The sequence below is a fragment of the Comamonas sp. E6 genome, assembly GCF_001010305.1.
Lineage (GTDB): Bacteria > Pseudomonadota > Gammaproteobacteria > Burkholderiales > Burkholderiaceae_C > Comamonas > Comamonas thiooxydans.
Genome location: NZ_BBXH01000007.1, coordinates 193,937 through 211,223, shown reverse-complemented (window position 1 = coordinate 211,223; position 17,287 = coordinate 193,937). Strand labels below are relative to the sequence as shown.

Genomic DNA, 17,287 nt, shown 5'->3' with positions numbered 1-17,287 from the left:
TTCAAACGCGCTTGGCCAGCTCGGCAGCCTTGCCGATGTAGGAGGCTGGCGTCATGGCCAGCAGACGGTCCTTGTCGGCCTGGGGGATTTCCAGACCGTTGATCAGGCGGTGCAGGTCTTCGGCCAGCACGGTCTTGCCGCGCGTGACTTCCTTGAGCTTTTCGTAGGCGCCCTGCACGCCATAGCGGCGCATCACGGTCTGGATGGGCTCGGCCAGCACTTCCCAGGCGTGGTTCAGGTCTTCCTGCAGGCGCTCTTCGTTGAGTTCGAGCTTGTTCAGGCCGGTCATCAGCGAAGCGTAGGCCAGCGTGGTGTAGCCGAAGGCGACGCCGATGTTGCGCAGCACGGTGGAGTCGGTCAGGTCACGCTGCCAGCGGCTGATGGGCAGCTTCTCGGCCAGATGCTTGAGCATGGCGTTGGCCATGCCCAGATTGCCTTCGCAGTTCTCGAAGTCGATGGGATTGACCTTGTGGGGCATGGTGGACGAGCCGATCTCGCCGGCCTTCAGGCGCTGCTTGAAGAAGCCCAGGGACACATAGCCCCAGATGTCGCGCGACAGGTCGATCAGGATGGTGTTGGTGCGCGCCATCGCGTCAAACAGCTCGGCCATGTAGTCATGGGGCTCGATCTGGATGGAGTAGGGCTGGAAACTGATGCCCAGGCCCTTGGGCTCGGCCGATTCCACCACGTTCTGGCTGAACGCTTCCCAGTCGAACTCGGGCCAGGCCGACAGGTGGGCGTTGTAGTTGCCCACGGCGCCGTTCATCTTGCCCAGGATCTTCACACCGGCGATGTTGGCAGCGGCCTTTTGCAGGCGCACGACCACATTGGCCAGTTCCTTGCCCACGGTGGTGGGAGAGGCGGTCTGGCCGTGCGTGCGGCTGAGCATGGGCACTTCGGCGTAGAGGTGGGCCATCTCGCGCAGCTTGGCGATGATGCCGTCGATGGCAGGCAGCAGCACGGTGTCGCGGCCGACGCGGATCTGCAGCGCGTGGCTGGTGTTGTTGATGTCTTCGCTGGTGCAGGCAAAGTGCACGAACTCGGCGGCCTTTTGCAGCTCGGCGCGGCCATCGAACTTGGACTTGATCCAGTACTCCACGGCCTTCACGTCGTGGTTGGTGGTCTTTTCGATGGCCTTGATGGCGTCTGCATCGGCTTCGGAGAAGTTGGCGACCAGCGCGTGCAGATAGTCGCGCGATTCGGCCGACAGCGCGGGGAATTCGGCAAAGCCGGCATCGGACAGGGCGATGAACCAGGTCACCTCGACCTGAACACGGCGGTGCATATAGCCGTATTCGCTCATGATGGGGCGCAGTGCGGACAGCTTGGCGGCGTAGCGGCCGTCCAAGGGAGAGATGGCGGTGAGGGAGGACAGGTTCATGGTGGCGCAATTGTAGGTGCGCTGCATCAGTCGCACGCCGCGCTGGGTTGCTCTGCGGCCGTGACTGACATGCATGCCGGCCCTTTGCGGCGGCAGCCGTGCCGCCATGCCAGCGCATAGAATCATCGCACCGGCCCGTCGCCGGTGACTCGTGTCATGGAACCGCTGCTATGAAACTAATAGGCTCCACCACCAGCCCCTTTGTGCGCAAAGTCCGCGTCGTGCTGGCCGAAAAGAAGCTGGACTATCAATTCGTCGAAGAGAACCCCTGGGAGGAAGCGCTTGCGCCGGGGACGGGCAATCCTCTGGGCAAGGTGCCGCGTCTGGTGATGGACGGCACGGAGGCCATGTTCGATTCGCGCGTCATCGTCGAATATCTGGACACACTTTCGCCGGTTGGCAAGCTGATTCCGGGCACGGGCCGCGAGCGCGCCGAGGTCAAGACCTGGGAGGCCCTGGCTGACGGCATGCTGGACGCTGCCGTTCTGGTGCGGCTGGAGGCCACCTGGCCCGGCCGCAGCGCAGAGCAGCGCAGCCAGGCCTGGATGGATCGCCAGATGGGCAAGGTCCAGGCCGCGCTCAAGGTCATGTCTCAGGGCCTGGGCGAGAAGCCGTTTTGCTGCGGAGGCACGCATCTGACGCTGGCCGATATCAGCGTCGGCTGTGCCCTGGCCTGGCTGGATTTCCGCTTTCCCGAGATGGATTGGCGCGCCGAGCATCCGAATCTGGCCGCCTTGCTGATCAAGCTGGCGGCACGCCCCAGCTTTGTGAACACCGTGCCCCACTGAGTGACAGCATGCCGTCAAAGAAAAGGCCACTCGAAAGTGGCCTTTTTTGGGGCATAAAAAAGCTGCGAAGCATCCCGAAACGAATTAAGAGAGGGAGGGAGGAGAAGCGCTCCGGGGATTGTTCAATGGGCGTACCCAAGGGCTTCGCAACTGGAAATTGGTGAATGCAGACCTGTCAGTTCATTGCACTTGACTATCAGATAAGACACTGTTGCAGAAGTTCCAGCCCCCGTGGGTTTCATTTTTGTAACAGTTTGGCAATGCCTGTAGGCAAATCTTGATGGATGCTGCCAGTGCTTCGAAAAGCAGGTACTCACCAATCTCCGGTCCCTTGAGACAGTTAGCTGCTTTGTGCTGAGGCGACAGGCCCGAACACCGCAGCCCAGAGCTTGAGTACCGCTTCGCGCTGGGCCTGGGCCTGCTCCGGCTCCAGCTGTCCGGAGCGCTCGTCCAGTCTTGCCACGTGTTGCAGGCGGCGCAGCTCGCGGTAGGCCTTGGCTGCTTCATAGCCCACTGTCTTGGGCAGCAGGCCCGCGTCTTCGGCGCGCTGCAGCAAGGCGATATTGCCCACATTGGCGATCAGCTCGCGGTGCGCGCCGGATTCGGCCAGCACCAGGTACTGCACGGCAAATTCCACATCCACCATGCCGCCGGGGCTGTGTTTGACGTCAAACAGGCCGCCGCGTACCGGGTGGGCGCCACGCACCCGCTCACGCATGGTTTCAATCTCGTTGCGCAGAGCAGCGGCATCGCGCGGCGCGGTGATGACGGCTTCGCGCACCGCATCAAAACGCTGATGCAGGTGCAGATCGGTCGCAGGCTCGCCTGCAGGAGAGGGAAAGTCGCGGCTGCCCAGCACAAAGCGGGCACGCGTCATGGCCTGGTGTTCCCAGGTCCAGGCGGTGTTGCTGCCGCGCTGCTGCTGGTAATTGGCATAGGACTCGAAGCTGGTCACCAGCAGGCCCGAGTTGCCGTTGGGGCGCAGCGCGGTGTCGATCTCGAACAGATCGCCTTCACCGGTCTTGACGGTCAGCCAGTTGATGAGCTTGCGCACATAGGCCGCGTAGACCTCGGGTGCGCGCTCATCGTCGTCATCGAAGACGAAGACGATGTCCAGATCGCTGCCGTAGCCGAGCTCCTTGCCGCCCAGCTTGCCGTAGCCCACGATGCCGAAACGTGGCGTATCGCGATGGCGGTTCTTGAGCCGGCTCCAGCACCATTGGGCCGTGATGCGCAGCACGCTGTCGGCCAGGGCGCTGAGGTCGTCTGCCACTTGCTCTACGGTAATGCGGCCTTCGATATCGCGCGCCAGGGTGCGGAAGACTTCGGCATGGTGGGCGCGGCGCAGCAGATTGAGCAGGGTTTCATCGTCGTCCTCGCCCGTGGACTGCAGGGCGGCCAGGCGCATGGCCAGCTCGTGCTCGAAGTCTGCTGCGACAAAGCGCTCCTTGAGGATGGCATCGCTGGCCAGCTCATCGATCACCCCGGGGTGTTGCTGCAGGTACCGTGCAGGCCAGCGTGCAGCTCCCAAAAGATGTAGCAACCTCTCGTGAACTGCCGGGCGTTCCAGCAGCAAGGCGAGGTAGCTTTCGCGGCGCAGCAAGGGTTCCAGCCACTGCAGAAAGCGTTTGGCAGCTTCTTCGCTGGACTGGCCGCTTTCCACCCATTGCGAGGTGCGCTCCACCAGCCTGAACAAACGGGCCCGCGCCTCGTCGCGCAGGCCATTGATGCGGGTATTGCTGCGCCAGTCGGCGACCTGCCCGGCCAGCGAGGGAGGCAGGGCCTCGATCAGGTCTTCGATGTCTCTGGGCGTGGGCGGTCCGCCTGCCGCGGCCTTGGCGGCATTGCAGTGGCCGTTGCTGCATTGTTGGGAGTCACCGCCGAGCAAGGTGTCGAACTCCTGCGCCACCAGTTCGCGGTGCTCGTCCAGCTGGTGCAGAAAGCCGCAGGCATCGGCATAGCCCAGGGTGCGGGCAATCCACAGCAGATCATCGTCGCGTGTGGGCAGCACATGGGTCTGCTGATCGTCCAGATACTGGATGCGGTGCTCCACCTGGCGCAAGAAGATGTAGGCGCGGCTCAGCGCATCGGCAATCTCGGCGCTCATCAGATTGGCCTGCACCAGGCGCTGCAGCGCTTCCAGTGTGGGGCGACGGCGCAGTTCGGGGAACTGGCCGCCGCGCACCACCTGCAGCAGCTGCACGATGAATTCGATCTCGCGGATACCGCCGCGCGAGAGCTTGACGTCGTTGGCGCGCTCGGGATGGCCTGCGCTGCGCTTGGAGGCGTGGTCGCGGATCTGGCGATGCAGGCTGCGCAGCGAGTCGAACACCGCATAGTCCAGATAGCGGCGGAACACAAAGGGCAGCACCACGCCGCGCAGGGCCTGGACGTTGGGGGTCTGGATATCGGCCAGCGGCGCCACGATGCGGCTCTTGAGCCAGGCAAAGCGCTCCCACTCCCGGCCGTGGATCTGCAGATACTCCTCCAGCGAGGACAGCGAAACGGCGGGGGCGCCGGAATTGCCGTTGGGCCGCAGGGCCAGGTCGACGCGAAAGACAAAGCCGTGTTCGGTGGTGTCGCCGATCAGGCTGAAGATGCCCTTGACGGCACGGCCGAAGTACTCGTGGTTGGAGATCACGCCGCGGCCGTCGGCCTTGCCCCGGGTGTCGCCATCATGTTCGTAGACGTAGATCAGGTCGATGTCGCTGGAGACATTGAGCTCGCGGGCACCTAGCTTGCCCATGCCTATGACCCAGAACTGGACTTCCTGGCCGGCGGGTCCTTGAGGTGCACCATGCCGGGTGTCGAGTTCGGCGCGCACCTGGGTGCAGGCGCGATCCAGGGCCAGCTCGGCCAGCTCGGTGACGGCCTTGGTCACCACGGCGAGAGGTGCCTGCTGTTCGCAGTCCAACACGATGATGCGCTCCATCACCAACTGGCGCAGCACGCGCAGCGCCGCGGAGAGGTCCAGGCCGCGCGACTGCAGCGTGCCCAGGGCCTGCTCCATCAGGGCCCGGTCGGGGGCTCCCGGCGGCAAGGCGTCAAACCAGTTCTCGTAACGGCGGTGAAGGCGCTGCACAAAGCGCGAGTACTGGGCCGGGGAAGGAACATTGAGGGCGTTTTCTGCCATTGCTTGCTCTGGGGACTGCATGCGGACCGTGAAAAATGGTGTCAGGCAGGCAGGTAATCAGCCCGGCAACGTGTGGTTACCGAAACGCGCACGGGGGCGCCGGTCATAATTCCTGCCATTGCTAGGCCACCGATGATCGAACCGAAACCACTCCCAACTCGCCAAATTCATAGGCTGGCCAGCTTGGCACGGTGGTCTCTGGGACTGGTCCTGAGCCTGTGGCTGCTGCTGGCCACCGTGTGGGGGGTGCTCCATTTCTGGATTGTGCCGCGAATCGAACAGTGGCGCCCCGAGCTGGAATCCCTGGCCTCACGCAGCCTGGGTGTACCGGTTTCCATTGGCAGGCTGAATGCTTACCGCTCGGGTCTGGTGCCGACTTTCGAGCTGGGCGACGTAGTCCTGCATGACCCTGCGAACAAGAGTGAGGCCTTGCTGCTGCCCAAGGTGGTGGTGGCGGTCTCTGCCCATTCGCTGATGACCCTGGGAGTCGAGCAGATATATCTGGAAGGGCCGGATCTGACGGTCCGCCGCGATGCCGACGGCCAGATCTTTGTGGCCGGTATTGCCGTGTCATCCGATCCGGGGCAGGGAACCGACTCCGACTGGATCTTCTCCCAACCCGAAATCGCCATCCGCAGCGGCAAGCTGCAGTGGGTGGACGAGCTGCGCAATGCCGCGCCCTTGCAGCTGCAGGATGTGGATCTGGTGCTGCGCAACAAGCGCTGGCACCACTCCCTGCGGCTGGATGCCACGCCGCCAGAGGGCTGGGGCCAGCGCTTTACGGTCATGGGCAACTTCAAGGAGCCTTTGCTGTCGGTGCATGAAGGGCGTCTGGAGCGCTGGAGCGGACAGGCTTATCTGGACTTCACGCATATCGATCTGTCCCATCTGGGTCAGTATCTGGGTCCGCAGGACTGGAAGCTGCAGCAGGGCAAGGGCTCGGTCAGGGCCTGGCTGGATGTGGAGCACGGCCAGCCCGTGGGCGGGGTGGCCGATGTCGCGGTACAGGCGTTGCAACTCCAATGGCGGGACAGACCTGAGCCCCTGGCCCTGCAGGCCTTGCAGGGGCGCCTGCGGGCCAAGAACCAGAATGGTTACCAGTTTTCCGTCCAGGGATTGCAGTTCACGGCCGATGACGGCCTGAACTGGCCCAGAGGTGACTTCAGCCTGCGCTATGTGCCGACCGGCGCTTCCGAGCAGGGCAGCCAGGGCGAGCATGGCGAGGTTCAGGCCGATGGCATCGATCTGGCCATTGCGGCGCAGATGCTGCAGCGTCTGCCCCTGCCGCAGGCCGTGCAGACCCAGCTCAAGGCGCTTGCGCCGGCAGGACAGCTGAGTGATCTCAAGCTGTCATGGCGCGGACCTCTGCAGCAGCTGGCCCAGTACAAGGCTTCGGGGCGCTTCGAGCAACTGGGCTTGCGTTCCCAGGCTTCGCAGGAGGGCCCGCACAGCATTGGTATCCCCGGCGTGCGGGGGCTGAGTGGCAAGTTCAGCCTGGACCAGGACAGCGGCGAGGCAACGCTGACCAAGACGGCGGCCGCCAGCCAGGCCATGCTGAGCTTCCCCGGAGTGTTTGAAGACCCCGATATTCCGTTCGACCAGTTCGACAGCCTGGTGCGCTGGCAGCTGCTGGACAAGGGCCAGTCCATCAAGGTGCAGGTGCCCCGGCTGCGTTTCGCCAATGAGGACACGGCCGGCCAGGCCCAGGCCAACTGGCAGTCCGGTGCTGGGACCAAGGAGCAGCCGCGCTTTCCGGGACTGCTGGATCTGCAAGGGCAGCTCAGCCGCGCCAAGGGTGAACGGATTTATCGCTATCTGCCCCAGGATCTGGGCAGCGATGCGCTGCGCTATGTGCGCGAGGCCATCACCACGGGTCAGGCCAGCGCGGTGAACTTCCGCGTCAAGGGCGAGCTCGAGCATGTGCCGTTTGAAAAACCGGGCAAGGGCGAATTCCACATCAGTGCCCAGGTGCATGATGTGAACTACCAGTTTGTGCCCGGCTATCTGCTGGGCCCTGGCGAAAAGCCCTGGCCGCCGCTGACCAAGCTGTCGGGCGAGCTGGTGTTTGACCGCAACTCCATGCAGGTGCGCAAGGCCAAGGGCTTTCTGGGGCATACCGCCATCGTGGTTGATGAAGCGCAGGCCGGAGTGGCCGACTGGAACCTGACCGAGGTGGAGGTCAACGCCAAGGCTCATGGAGCCCTGGGCGATATGCTGAACCTGGTTCAAGGCTCTGCCCTGTCTGCGCTGACTGCCCATGCTCTGGATGGCAGCAAGGCCACGGGCAATGCCAAGCTCAGCCTCAGGCTGCATCTGCCCACCATGCATATGGAGCGCAGCAAGGTACAGGGTGAAGTGGCGCTGGCGGGCAATACGCTGCAGCTGATGCCCGAGGTGCCCACACTCAGCCAACTGCGCGGCAATGTGCAGTTTTCGGAGACCGGCTTTCAGCTCTCGGGCGTGCAGGCCAGAGCGCTGGGCGGTGATGTGCGCATCGAGGGCGGCATGAAGCCTGCCGCCGATGCCGCCACGGCTCCGGTGCAAGTGCGTGTGGACGGCATTGCCACGGCCCAGGGCCTGCGTGATGCCAAGGAGATGAGCGAACTGGTGGCTCTGGGCAAGCATCTGCAGGGCCAGGCCCGTTATGGCTTGCAGATCAAGGTGCTGCACAGCGTGCCGGAAATCAGTCTGCAGTCCGACCTGCAGGGCATGGCGGTCATGTTGCCAGCTCCATTGGGCAAGGCGGCCGACAGCTCCCTGGCCTTGCGTGTCAACCGCACGGTGCCAGCCGTGGCCAAGCCGCTGACCGATCAGTTCGGCGTGCAATGGGGCAATCACGCCGCAGCTTTGCTGGAGCGCGATATCAGCGGGGCTCAGGCCCGCATCACACGTGGCAGCCTGGAGCTGGTGGAGTCGGGCACGGCGGAAGCCACGTTGCCGCCTGCCGGCCTGCAGGCCAGGGTGCAACTGCCGGTGCTTGATCTGGATGCCTGGAGTCGTTTGTGGCCCGATGGCGCAGGGGGCGCTGCCGATGGCCCCGGTGCCGAGGAAGAGAGCTGGCGCCAGTTTGTGCCGCAGCAACTGGCGCTCCAGGCGCGCGAGGTGAAGCTCCATGGCCGTTCGCTGCACGACGTATCCCTGCAGCTCAGCCATGCCAGCAAGGTCTGGATCAACCAGATCCAGTCACGCGAGCTGGCAGGGCGTGTGGAGTACCGAGAGCCCTCTGCGCAGGAGCCGGGCGGCCTTGTCATCGCCAAGCTCTCGCGTCTGAGCATTCCCGACGGCCCGGACGAAGGGCTGGATGCCGCTGCGGAACAGACCGGCAATGTGCGTGAGCTGCCGGCCTTGCAGGTCAGTGTGGACGACTTCCAGCTGGGCAAGCGTTCGCTGGGCAAGCTGGATGTGGTGGCGCGCAATCACGGGCTGTCCGTCGGCGCGGGGCAGCGCGAATGGCAACTGTCGCGCTTCAATATCAGCACGCCCGAGGCGACGTTGACGGCCCAGGGCTCCTGGGGGCTGCGCTCCAGTGACAAGAAGCACCCGGGGCAGACCCAGCTGCAGTTCCAGCTCAATCTGCGCGATGTGGGCAAGCTGCTCAATCGCTTTGACATGCCTGGCGTGGTTGCCAATGGACAGGGCCAGCTGCAGGGTGAAATCAGCTGGACAGGAGCGCCCGTGACGCCGGAGTTCAAGACCATGTCCGGCGCCGTGCATCTGGAGGTGCAAAAAGGCCAGTTCCTCAAGGCCGATCCGGGACTGGCCAAGCTGCTGGGCGTGCTCAGCCTGCAGTCCTTGCCCAGGCGGCTGACGCTGGATTTCCGCGACGTGTTCCGCAACGGCTTCTCGTTCGACTTCATGCGAGGCGATGTCACCATAGAGCGCGGCATTGCCAAGACGAATAACATGCAGATGAAGGGCGTGAACGCGGCTGTGCTGATGGAGGGCTCTGCCGATATCGACAAGGAAACCCAGGACCTGCATGTGGTGGTGGTGCCGGAGATCAACGCCCTGTCCGCCTCCCTGGTTGCGACGGCCATCAATCCCGTGGTGGGGCTGAGCAGCTTTCTGGCACAGATGATTCTGCGTGGCCCGCTGATTGCGGCCACGACCAAGGAGTTCCATATCCACGGCAGCTGGGAAGACCCGCAGGTGACCGAGCTGCCCAGGCGCAGCGTGCCCAAGGCCGGAGCCGACGATGCCGGCAAGCAGCCCGCTGCCGCTCCAAGCTCGGAGGAGAAGCCATGAAGATTGCCGCTCTACAAATGGTCTCGGGTCAGGACGTCGCAGCCAATCTGGCGCAGGCGCGCAGCCTGATGCAGCAGGCTGCCGCCCTGGGTGCGGAGCTGGTGGTGCTGCCCGAGTATTTCTGTGCCATGGGAGCCAGGGACACCGACAAGCTGGCCTATCGGGAGGATTTTGGCCAGGGGCCGATCCAGGACTTCATGGCCGGGGCTGCCAGGCAGCTGCAGCTGTGGGTGGTGGCCGGCACGCTGCCGCTGCAGGCCGCTGACGACAGCCATGTGCTCAACACCAGTCTGGTCTATTCGCCCGAGGGCGAATGCGTGGCCCGCTACGACAAGATCCACCTCTTTCAGTTCGACAACGGGCGTGAGAGCTATACCGAGGCCGCCGTGGTGCAGGCGGGCAGCCAGCCCGTGGTCTGCGACATACAGGCCAGAAATGGCGTGAGCTGGCGCCTGGGCCTGAGTGTCTGCTATGACCTTCGCTTTCCCGAGCTGTACCGCGCGCTCAGCGCACAGGGGGCCGATCTGCTGCTGGTGCCAAGTGCCTTCACCTACACCACGGGCCAGGCGCACTGGGAGGTGCTGCTGCGGGCGCGGGCGATAGAGAACCTGGCCTATGTGCTGGCACCGGGCCAGGGCGGCGTGCATGAAAACGGTCGCCGCACCTGGGGCCACAGCCTGCTGATCGACCCCTGGGGCGAGGTGCAGGGCCTGCAGGCCAGCGGCACCGGCGTGGTGGCGGGAGAGCTCAATCGTGACCGCCTGCTGCAGGTGCGCCAGCAATTGCCGGCCTTGACCCATCGTGTGCTGTGACTGATCCGCTGAATACCGCTCTTGACGCACTGCCCGAGGACCATCCTGCCCATTGGCCCTGGCGGCGCTGGCGCATGGCCTGGAAGCGCTGGTCGCTATGGACCTTGCTGGTGGCACTGGTGGTCAGCATGCTGGTCACCATGGTCTGGCTGGCCGGACGCTATGAGGCCTCGCAGGTGCAGGAAAAGCTGGAGCGCGACACTGCCAATGCGGTCGGCGATATCCGTGCAGCGCTGGGCCGCAATCTGCAGGACCTGCTGGCGCTGAGCGCCTACAGCAGCAAGCATGCCGCCTGGCGCGAGCATGCGACCGAGCTGCTGCAGCAGCGCCGCGACCTGATGCGCATCGAATGGCGCGGTGAAAACATGCGTCTCATCGAGCATGCCGAGACGCCTTATCGCACCTTGCTGGTCGAGGACGAAAGCCATTTGCCCGAGCTGCATTCGGGCGAGGCACTGACCTGTACCCAGGCCAGGCGCGTCAACGGGCCGTCGTACTCGCCCAGCCGCTTCCAGCTGCTGGGCGAGGGCCTGGGCACGGAGACCATGCAGGTCTGCATGCCGCTGACGGAGAACGGCCATGTGGTGGGCTATGTGCTGGGCACGTACAGCCTGCAGGGCATTCTGATGGCCCAGGTGGGCAAGTCCCTGCCGCGCACCCAGGAGGTTTCGTTCACCGAGCCGGACGGCACGCGTCTGGCCATGGTGGGGGCGGCCTGGCGCGGCTCGCGCATGTTCACGGCCCAGCAGTTGCTGGATCTGCCAGGCAACACCCTGGTGCTGCGCATGGACAGCTGGCATCACGCGCCCAGTGTTTTTCCGAATGTGATGACGGCGCTGGTGACCGGCATGTCGATCGCGCTGGTGACCGTGGTGGTGGTGCTGGTGCGCGACAACCGCCGCCGCCTGCGGGCGGAGCGCGATCTGGGCGATGCGCTGGCCTTTCGCAAGGCCATGGAGGACTCCCTGGTCACGGGCATGCGTGCACGCGATCTCCAGGGCCGCATCACCTATGTGAACCCGGCCTTCTGCAATATGGTGGGCTTCAGCGCGCAGGAGCTGCTGGGCCTCAATGTGGCGCCTTACTGGCCGCCCGAGCTGGCCCAGGAATATGTGAGCCGGCGCGATCAGCGCCTTGCCGGCCTGCTGCCCACACCGCGCCAGGGCCACGAGAGCGTGTTCATGCGCAAGGACGGCTCGCGCTTTCCGGTGCTGATTTTCGAGGCGCCGCTGATCACCGCCCAGGGCCAGCACACGGGCTGGATGAGCGCTTTCATCGATATCAGCGAGCAGCGCCGCATGGAGGAGATGTCGCGTGCCTCCCAGGAGCGCCTGCAGGCCACGGCACGCCTTGCGACGGTGGGCGAGATGGCCTCCATGCTCAGTCATGAGCTGACACAGCCGCTGGCCGCCATTTCCAGCTATGCCACGGGCTCGCTCAATCTGCTGGAGCATGAGCCGACCGGCCCTCAGGTCCCGCATCTCAAGGACTTGCGCATGGCTCTGGAGCGCATCGGTTTTCAGGCCGACCGCGCAGGCAAGGTCATCAAGAGCGTGCGCGATTTCGTGCGCCGGCGCGACAAGTCCAGAGAGGTGGTGCAGCCCGTGGAGCTGATCGATGCCGTCATGCCTCTGGTCTATCTGCAGGCGCACAAGCTCAATGCAACTGTGCAGCTGGAGCTGGAGCCCGATCTGCCAGGGGTGCTGTGCGATGTCACCATGGTCGAGCAGGTGCTGCTCAATCTGGCGCGCAACGGCATGCAGGCCATGGACCTGCCCGAGCTCAAGGAGAGGGTGTTGACCATGGCTGTCAGGCGCAGTTCTGACGGTAATAACGCGCGTTGGGTAGAATTTTCCATCATGGACTGCGGCGCCGGCATTTCTGCGGAAGTCGCCGAGCAGCTGTTCACCCCCTTCTTCACCACGCGCACCGAAGGCATGGGCCTGGGCCTGAGTCTGTGCCGCACGGTGGTGGAGCAACATGGTGGTCACCTTGATTACCGCCCGCACCTCCCGCAGGGCACGGAGTTTGTCTTCACGCTTCCGGCCCACTGGGAACCCAGAGAGAACTAGGCTTCATGGAACCTGTAACCGACGCTACCGTCTACGTGGTGGACGACGATGCCGATGTCCGAGAGGCATTGGCATGGCTGCTGCGTTCGCGCAGATTGCTGAGCGAGTGCTATCGCAACGCCGAAGAATTCGAGCAGGCCGTGCTGCAGACCAGCCCCGTGACGCGTCGCCCTTGCTGCCTGCTGCTCGATATGCGCATGACGGGCATGAGCGGGCTGTCGCTGTTCAACCGCATGCTGGAGCGCGGCCAGATCGAGGCCATGCCTGTGATCTTTCTGACCGGCCATGCCGATGTGCCGACGGCCGTGGATACGGTCAAGCGTGGTGCCTTCGATTTCTGCGAGAAGCCGTTTTCCGACAACGCGCTGGTGGACCGGGTGGAGCAGGCGCTGGCGCTGTCCGCCGAGCATCTGGCCGCCTTGCAGGCGCGCGAAGAGGTGCGCAGCCGCTTGGACGAGCTGACCGATCGCGAGAAAGACGTGATGAAGCTGGTCGTCGAGGGCGTGCCGAACAAGCTGATCGCCGATCAGCTCGACATCAGCGTGCGCACCGTGGAAGTGCACCGGGCGCGGGTCTTCGACAAGATGCAGGTCAAGTCGGCCGTGGAGCTGGCCAATCTGCTGCGCAACGCCTGAGCGGAAGCCTCCGCGACATGAAAAAAGCCCCGCTTGGCGGGGCTTTTTGCTGGTCTCGCGCTGGTTTATTGAGGTGCACGCTCGCCCACGAAGATTTCCACGCGGCGGTTGCGCGCACGGCCTTCGTTGGTGGCATTGGAGGCCACGGGCTGGTGCGAGCCCATGCCCTGCACCTGGATGCGGGCGCCGTTGACGCCACGCGATGTCAGATAGTTGCGGGTGCTCTCGGCGCGCTGCAGCGACAGAGGGTTGTTGATGGCATCGGAGCCTGTGCTGTCGGTGTGACCGATGATGCGCACTTCTGCGTTGGGGTTGTTGCGCAGACCTTCGGCAAAGCGATCGAGGATGGGGGCGAAGTTGCCCTTGATGTCGGCGCGGCCGGTGTCAAAGGAGATGTCGCTGGGGATGTCCAGCTTGAGCTGGTTGTCCGCGGTCTGTGTCACGCCCACGCCTGTGCCCTGGGTCGCGGCTTCCATTTCACGCTTTTGCTTCTCGAGGTTCTGCGACCAGATATAGGAGCCCAGGGCGCCGACACCGGCACCGATCAGTGCACCTTTGCCGGCATGGCCGCCAGCAATGGCGCCGATGGCAGCGCCGCCCAGTGCGCCCACGCCTGCACCGGTGGCAGTACGACGCGTGGTGTCCGACATGCCGCCGGTATTGGCGCAGCCGGTGATCAACAATGCAGAGGCCAGAGCGGCCGTCACAGCCATTTGCTTGCGCATAGAAAACTCCTTAGTTTGATAAACGACCCGGAGGGTCTTGCAAACCAGCTTCGCGTAAAAGCTGCAAGGCCACGAGCGTACTGCCAAGAGAAGGCAAAAAAAGTAGGACGCGGGCCAGCGAGCGGTTTCTGATGCAAAAGATTGTCACATGCAGCCCGCGCTGCAGTGGCTGCAGCGCCATGGGCTAAGCTCGATTAGAGCGATCTTGCTCGGGGTCTGCAAGCACTTCTTTGTGCTGCGCAGGCTCGACCGGGGCCGGCAACTCACCCTTTTTTCGACCTGAGAACATGGTCCACCACACAATAGCGACCAAAATGGCCAATGCCAGCAGTGCTTCAAGCAAAATCAGACCCATGAATTTCCATCTCCTGCGCCGTGCTTCACTGGCGCTGATTGTAGGAACCCTGGTGGCATGCACCACCACCAAGCAGCAAAACGACCCGGCATCGGTGCCCGAGATGGCTCCGCATGGCGGGCCGGCTTCCGCAGCCAAGCCGCCGTTCACCGCCAATGTACCGACTAAAAGCCGCTGGGTGGCGGTGGACTGGGGCGAGTTGCCCGGTGTGCCCCAGGATTCCCTGAACGAGGCCTGGAATGCCTGGATCAAGAACTGCGAGCGTCCCAGCACCGTGTTTGCCAATCTGTGCGGCGAGGTACGAAGGCTGAGCATTGCCTCGGAAGACGAGCAGCGCAGCTGGATGATGAACACGCTGCAGCCCTATCGCATCGAAGCGACCACGGGCAGCCCCGACGGCATGCTGACCGCCTATTACGAGCCCTTGTACGAGGCGCGCCGTGTGCAGGGCAACGGCTTCAACGTGCCCATCTATCAGGTTCCGCAGGGCTTTGGCAAGCGCAAGCCCTGGTTCACGCGCCAGCAGATCGACACCAACTCCGAGGCGCAGGCCGCCCTGGCCGGTCGTGCCATTGCCTGGCTGCGCGACCCGGTGGACATGCTGGTGCTGCATATCCAGGGCTCGGGCCGGCTGATGCTGACCGAGGCCGACGGCCGCCAGCGCATGATCCGCGTGGCCTATGCCGGCACCAACGATCAGCCCTACAAGAGCGTGGGCCGCTGGCTGCTCGACCAGAACCTGGTGCGCGATGCCACCTGGCCCGGCATCAGTGCCTGGATTGCCGCCAATCCCTCGCGTGTCAACGAGATGCTCTGGAGCAATCCGCGCTATGTGTTCTTCCGCGAGGAGGCGCTCAATGACTTCGATGCCCAGTTCGGCCCCAAGGGCGCGCAGGGCGTGGCGCTGACGCCGGGCCGCTCCATTGCCGTGGATCGCAACAGCATCCCCTATGGCACGCCGGTCTGGCTGTCCACGCCCGGCCCCACGGTATCGCTCAACCGCCTGGTGTTCGCGCAGGATACGGGCAGCGCCATTCTGGGCGCCGTGCGCGCCGACTATTTCATGGGCTGGGGGGCCGAGGCCGGTGATGTGGCGGGCCGCATCAAGCAGCCGCTCAAGCTCTGGGCCTTCTGGCCCAAGGCCTTGGCCGGATCGGCGCCGCATCTGCGCTGATGCAAAAAACAGGAGCTGCAAGCACTTGTCAGTCAATGAATTTCGATGAATAACCATCTGAAATCATTGAATTGAAAGCGCTGTAAGCTCTCTTTTAAAGAGCGTCGGTGAAGTAGCGCTGCACCACGGGCGGCTCCTTGCCCTTGTGAAAGCTCAGCTTGCGGTCGCGCAGCGCCACATCGGCGGTCGTCACGCGCTCGAAGCGGCGCAGATGCTCGGTCCAGGATTCGTCGGTGATCTGCTCCACGAAGCGCTCTGGCTGGCTCATGCTGTGCAGCAGGCTCCAGGACAGCGCGCCCTGGCGCAGGCGGCTGCGCCGGCTCAGCTGCATCAGGTCGCGGAAGGCGCCGGCCCTGGCCGGGTCGATCAGGTATTCGATGGTCACCACCACGCGGCCGGCTTCGGGCGGCAGCGCTGCCGTCGGCGGCGTGAAGGCGCGCGAAGGGCTGAGGTCTTCCTCGATGTCGCGGTCCGGGTTCAGGCGCTGCACGATCAGCAGGGCCGTCAGCCCGCTGACGGCGGCCACGGCCATGCTGATCTGCACCGAGCCCAGGCTGGCGATCTTGCCCCAGATGGCGGCGCCAATGGCCGTGCTGCCCATGATGGACATCTGGTAGATGGACATGCCGCGTGCCCGCACCCAGTTGGGCAGTGCCATCTGCGCGGCCACGCCCAGCGTGTTGGCTGTGGCCAGCAGGGCCATGCCCGAGAGCATCATGCCCGGCACGGCCACGGCGATATGGGGGGCGAAGGCCACGGTCAGCGTGGCCAGGCTTTGCGCGGCCACGCCGGCCAGCACCGTGCGCTCGCCCGACAGCATCTGGCGTATGCGCGGCAGCAGCATGGCGCCCAGGATGGCGCCCGCGCCCATGGAGGCCAGCAGCAGCGTGAAGGTGCCGGCACTGCCGCTGCTGGCGGTGCCGTGGTCCAGGCGCTGGGCCGTCAGCGGCAGCAGGGCCATGATGGCGGCGGCCTGCAGAAAGTAGCAGACGGTGCGCAGCAGCACGGCATGCATGCGCGGCGACTCCTGGATGAACTGCAGGCCCACGCGCATGGCCGAGCCCAGGCGCTCGCGGCCCAGCGGGTTGGCGGGCTGCTGGCGCTTCCAGCGCAGCAGCACAAAGCCCGAGACGATGGACAGCACGGCGTTGAGCACAAACACCCAGGCGCTGCCCAGGCTGGCGATGAGGGCACCCGCCACCAGCGGGCCGATGATGCGCGAGGCATTCATGGCCACGCCGTTGAGCGCCATCGCAAAAGGCAGATGGTGCTTGGGCACCAGCTCCGGGATCAGCGCGGAGAACACCGGCCAGCGCATGGCCAGGCCGATGCCGTTGGCAAACACCAGGGCCAGCAGCAGATAGGGCGTCAGCTGGCCCGAGAGCACGGCCAGGCACAGCAGCAGCGCCACGGCAGCCACCCAGAACTGGGTGACGATGAAGTAGCGGCGTCGGTCCAGGATGTCGGCCAGCGCCCCGCTGGGAAGGGCCAGCAGCATGACCGGCAGGGTGGAGGCCGACTGCACCAGCGCCACCAGCACGGGCGAGGTGGTCAGCGATGTCATCAGCCAGGCGGCCGCCACATCGTTCATCCACATGCAGATATTGGCCGTCATCCAGATCATCCACAGCATGCGGAAGGTGGGCGTGGCCAGCGGCGTCCAGACGCCCGGGGCTGCGGCAGGCGGCGCGCCGCCGTCATTCATGGCCGAGGGATCTTCCAGCAGCTTGCCTGCAGGGACCTGGCCGGATTCTGAAGTTATTGGATTGTGGGAAGCGCGCTCTGCGGAATCATCGTGGGCCATGGGGCATGATTCTGTAGCAGGAAAGTTGATGTGACAAATACGTAGTTACTCAAACCTGCCTGGCTCGGAGCTCGATGCTGCTCATGTCCTGAGTGCTACTGATAAGTGAGCTTGCAGCGCTTTTTGAGCAAGGATTTCAATGTTGATTGAGTCCACATCGCAG

11 protein-coding genes are annotated in these 17,287 nt (G+C 64.5%); 6 read left to right on the top strand and 5 right to left on the bottom strand.

The window, feature by feature from the left end; genetic code table 11:
* Nucleotide 1: 1 nt before the first annotated feature.
* Entirely contained in the window at nt 2–1,381 is a 1,380-nt protein-coding gene (gene purB, locus CSE6_RS05275; RefSeq protein ID WP_003066783.1) for an adenylosuccinate lyase, read from the bottom strand.
* Between the two features lie 170 nt (nt 1,382–1,551).
* On the opposite strand from purB, the gene CSE6_RS05270 reads away from it, so the two are divergent.
* A complete protein-coding gene (locus CSE6_RS05270; RefSeq protein WP_012840344.1) occupies nt 1,552–2,169 on the top strand; it encodes a glutathione S-transferase C-terminal domain-containing protein in 618 nt (205 codons plus the stop codon).
* Nucleotides 2,170–2,509: 340 nt separating this feature from the next.
* On the opposite strand, the gene glnE is transcribed toward CSE6_RS05270, so the two are convergent.
* A complete protein-coding gene (glnE, locus tag CSE6_RS05265) occupies nt 2,510–5,302 on the bottom strand; it encodes a bifunctional [glutamate--ammonia ligase]-adenylyl-L-tyrosine phosphorylase/[glutamate--ammonia-ligase] adenylyltransferase (RefSeq protein ID WP_045839334.1) in 2,793 nt (930 codons plus the stop codon).
* A 183-nt stretch (nt 5,303–5,485) separates the two neighbouring features.
* Between glnE and CSE6_RS05260 the strand changes: the two genes are divergently transcribed.
* The 4 genes from CSE6_RS05260 to CSE6_RS05245 are packed head-to-tail and all read left to right on the top strand — an operon-like array spanning nt 5,486 to nt 13,066.
* Nucleotides 5,486–9,547 (top strand): YhdP family protein, encoded by a 4,062-nt coding sequence (locus CSE6_RS05260; protein WP_083994680.1) that lies wholly within the window; start codon nt 5,486–5,488, stop codon nt 9,545–9,547.
* Nucleotides 9,544–10,359 (top strand): carbon-nitrogen hydrolase family protein, encoded by an 816-nt coding sequence (locus CSE6_RS05255; protein ID WP_059440028.1) that lies wholly within the window; start codon nt 9,544–9,546, stop codon nt 10,357–10,359. The genes CSE6_RS05260 and CSE6_RS05255 overlap by 4 nt, the downstream gene beginning before the upstream one ends.
* Nucleotides 10,356–12,431, top strand: a complete 2,076-nt coding sequence (locus tag CSE6_RS05250; protein ID WP_034351024.1) for a nitrogen regulation protein NR(II) — start codon at nt 10,356–10,358, stop codon at nt 12,429–12,431. The genes CSE6_RS05255 and CSE6_RS05250 overlap by 4 nt, the downstream gene beginning before the upstream one ends.
* 5 nt (nt 12,432–12,436) lie before the next feature.
* Nucleotides 12,437–13,066 carry a response regulator transcription factor gene (locus CSE6_RS05245; RefSeq protein ID WP_003066795.1) on the top strand — a complete coding sequence of 210 codons (630 nt, stop codon included), beginning with the start codon at nt 12,437–12,439 and terminating at the stop codon, nt 13,064–13,066.
* Nucleotides 13,067–13,131: 65 nt separating this feature from the next.
* On the opposite strand, the gene CSE6_RS05240 is transcribed toward CSE6_RS05245, so the two are convergent.
* Both CSE6_RS05240 and CSE6_RS25990 read right to left on the bottom strand, forming a co-directional pair.
* Entirely contained in the window at nt 13,132–13,791 is a 660-nt protein-coding gene (locus CSE6_RS05240; protein WP_003066797.1) for an OmpA family protein, read from the bottom strand.
* Nucleotides 13,792–13,975: 184 nt separating this feature from the next.
* On the bottom strand, nt 13,976–14,146 hold the full coding sequence (locus CSE6_RS25990; protein WP_169749767.1) for a hypothetical protein: 171 nt from the start codon (nt 14,144–14,146) through the stop codon (nt 13,976–13,978).
* Here CSE6_RS25990 and CSE6_RS05235 point away from each other — a divergent pair.
* Entirely contained in the window at nt 14,145–15,320 is a 1,176-nt protein-coding gene (locus CSE6_RS05235) for a murein transglycosylase A (RefSeq protein WP_003066801.1), read from the top strand. The genes CSE6_RS25990 and CSE6_RS05235 overlap by 2 nt on opposite strands.
* Nucleotides 15,321–15,414: 94 nt before the next feature.
* Here the strand turns inward: CSE6_RS05235 and CSE6_RS05230 are convergent, their stop codons facing one another.
* The gene (locus CSE6_RS05230) at nt 15,415–17,124 is read right to left on the bottom strand and encodes an MFS transporter (protein WP_059440027.1); all 1,710 of its coding nucleotides are present in this window, start codon (nt 17,122–17,124) and stop codon (nt 15,415–15,417) included.
* Nucleotides 17,125–17,287: the final 163 nt, after the last annotated feature.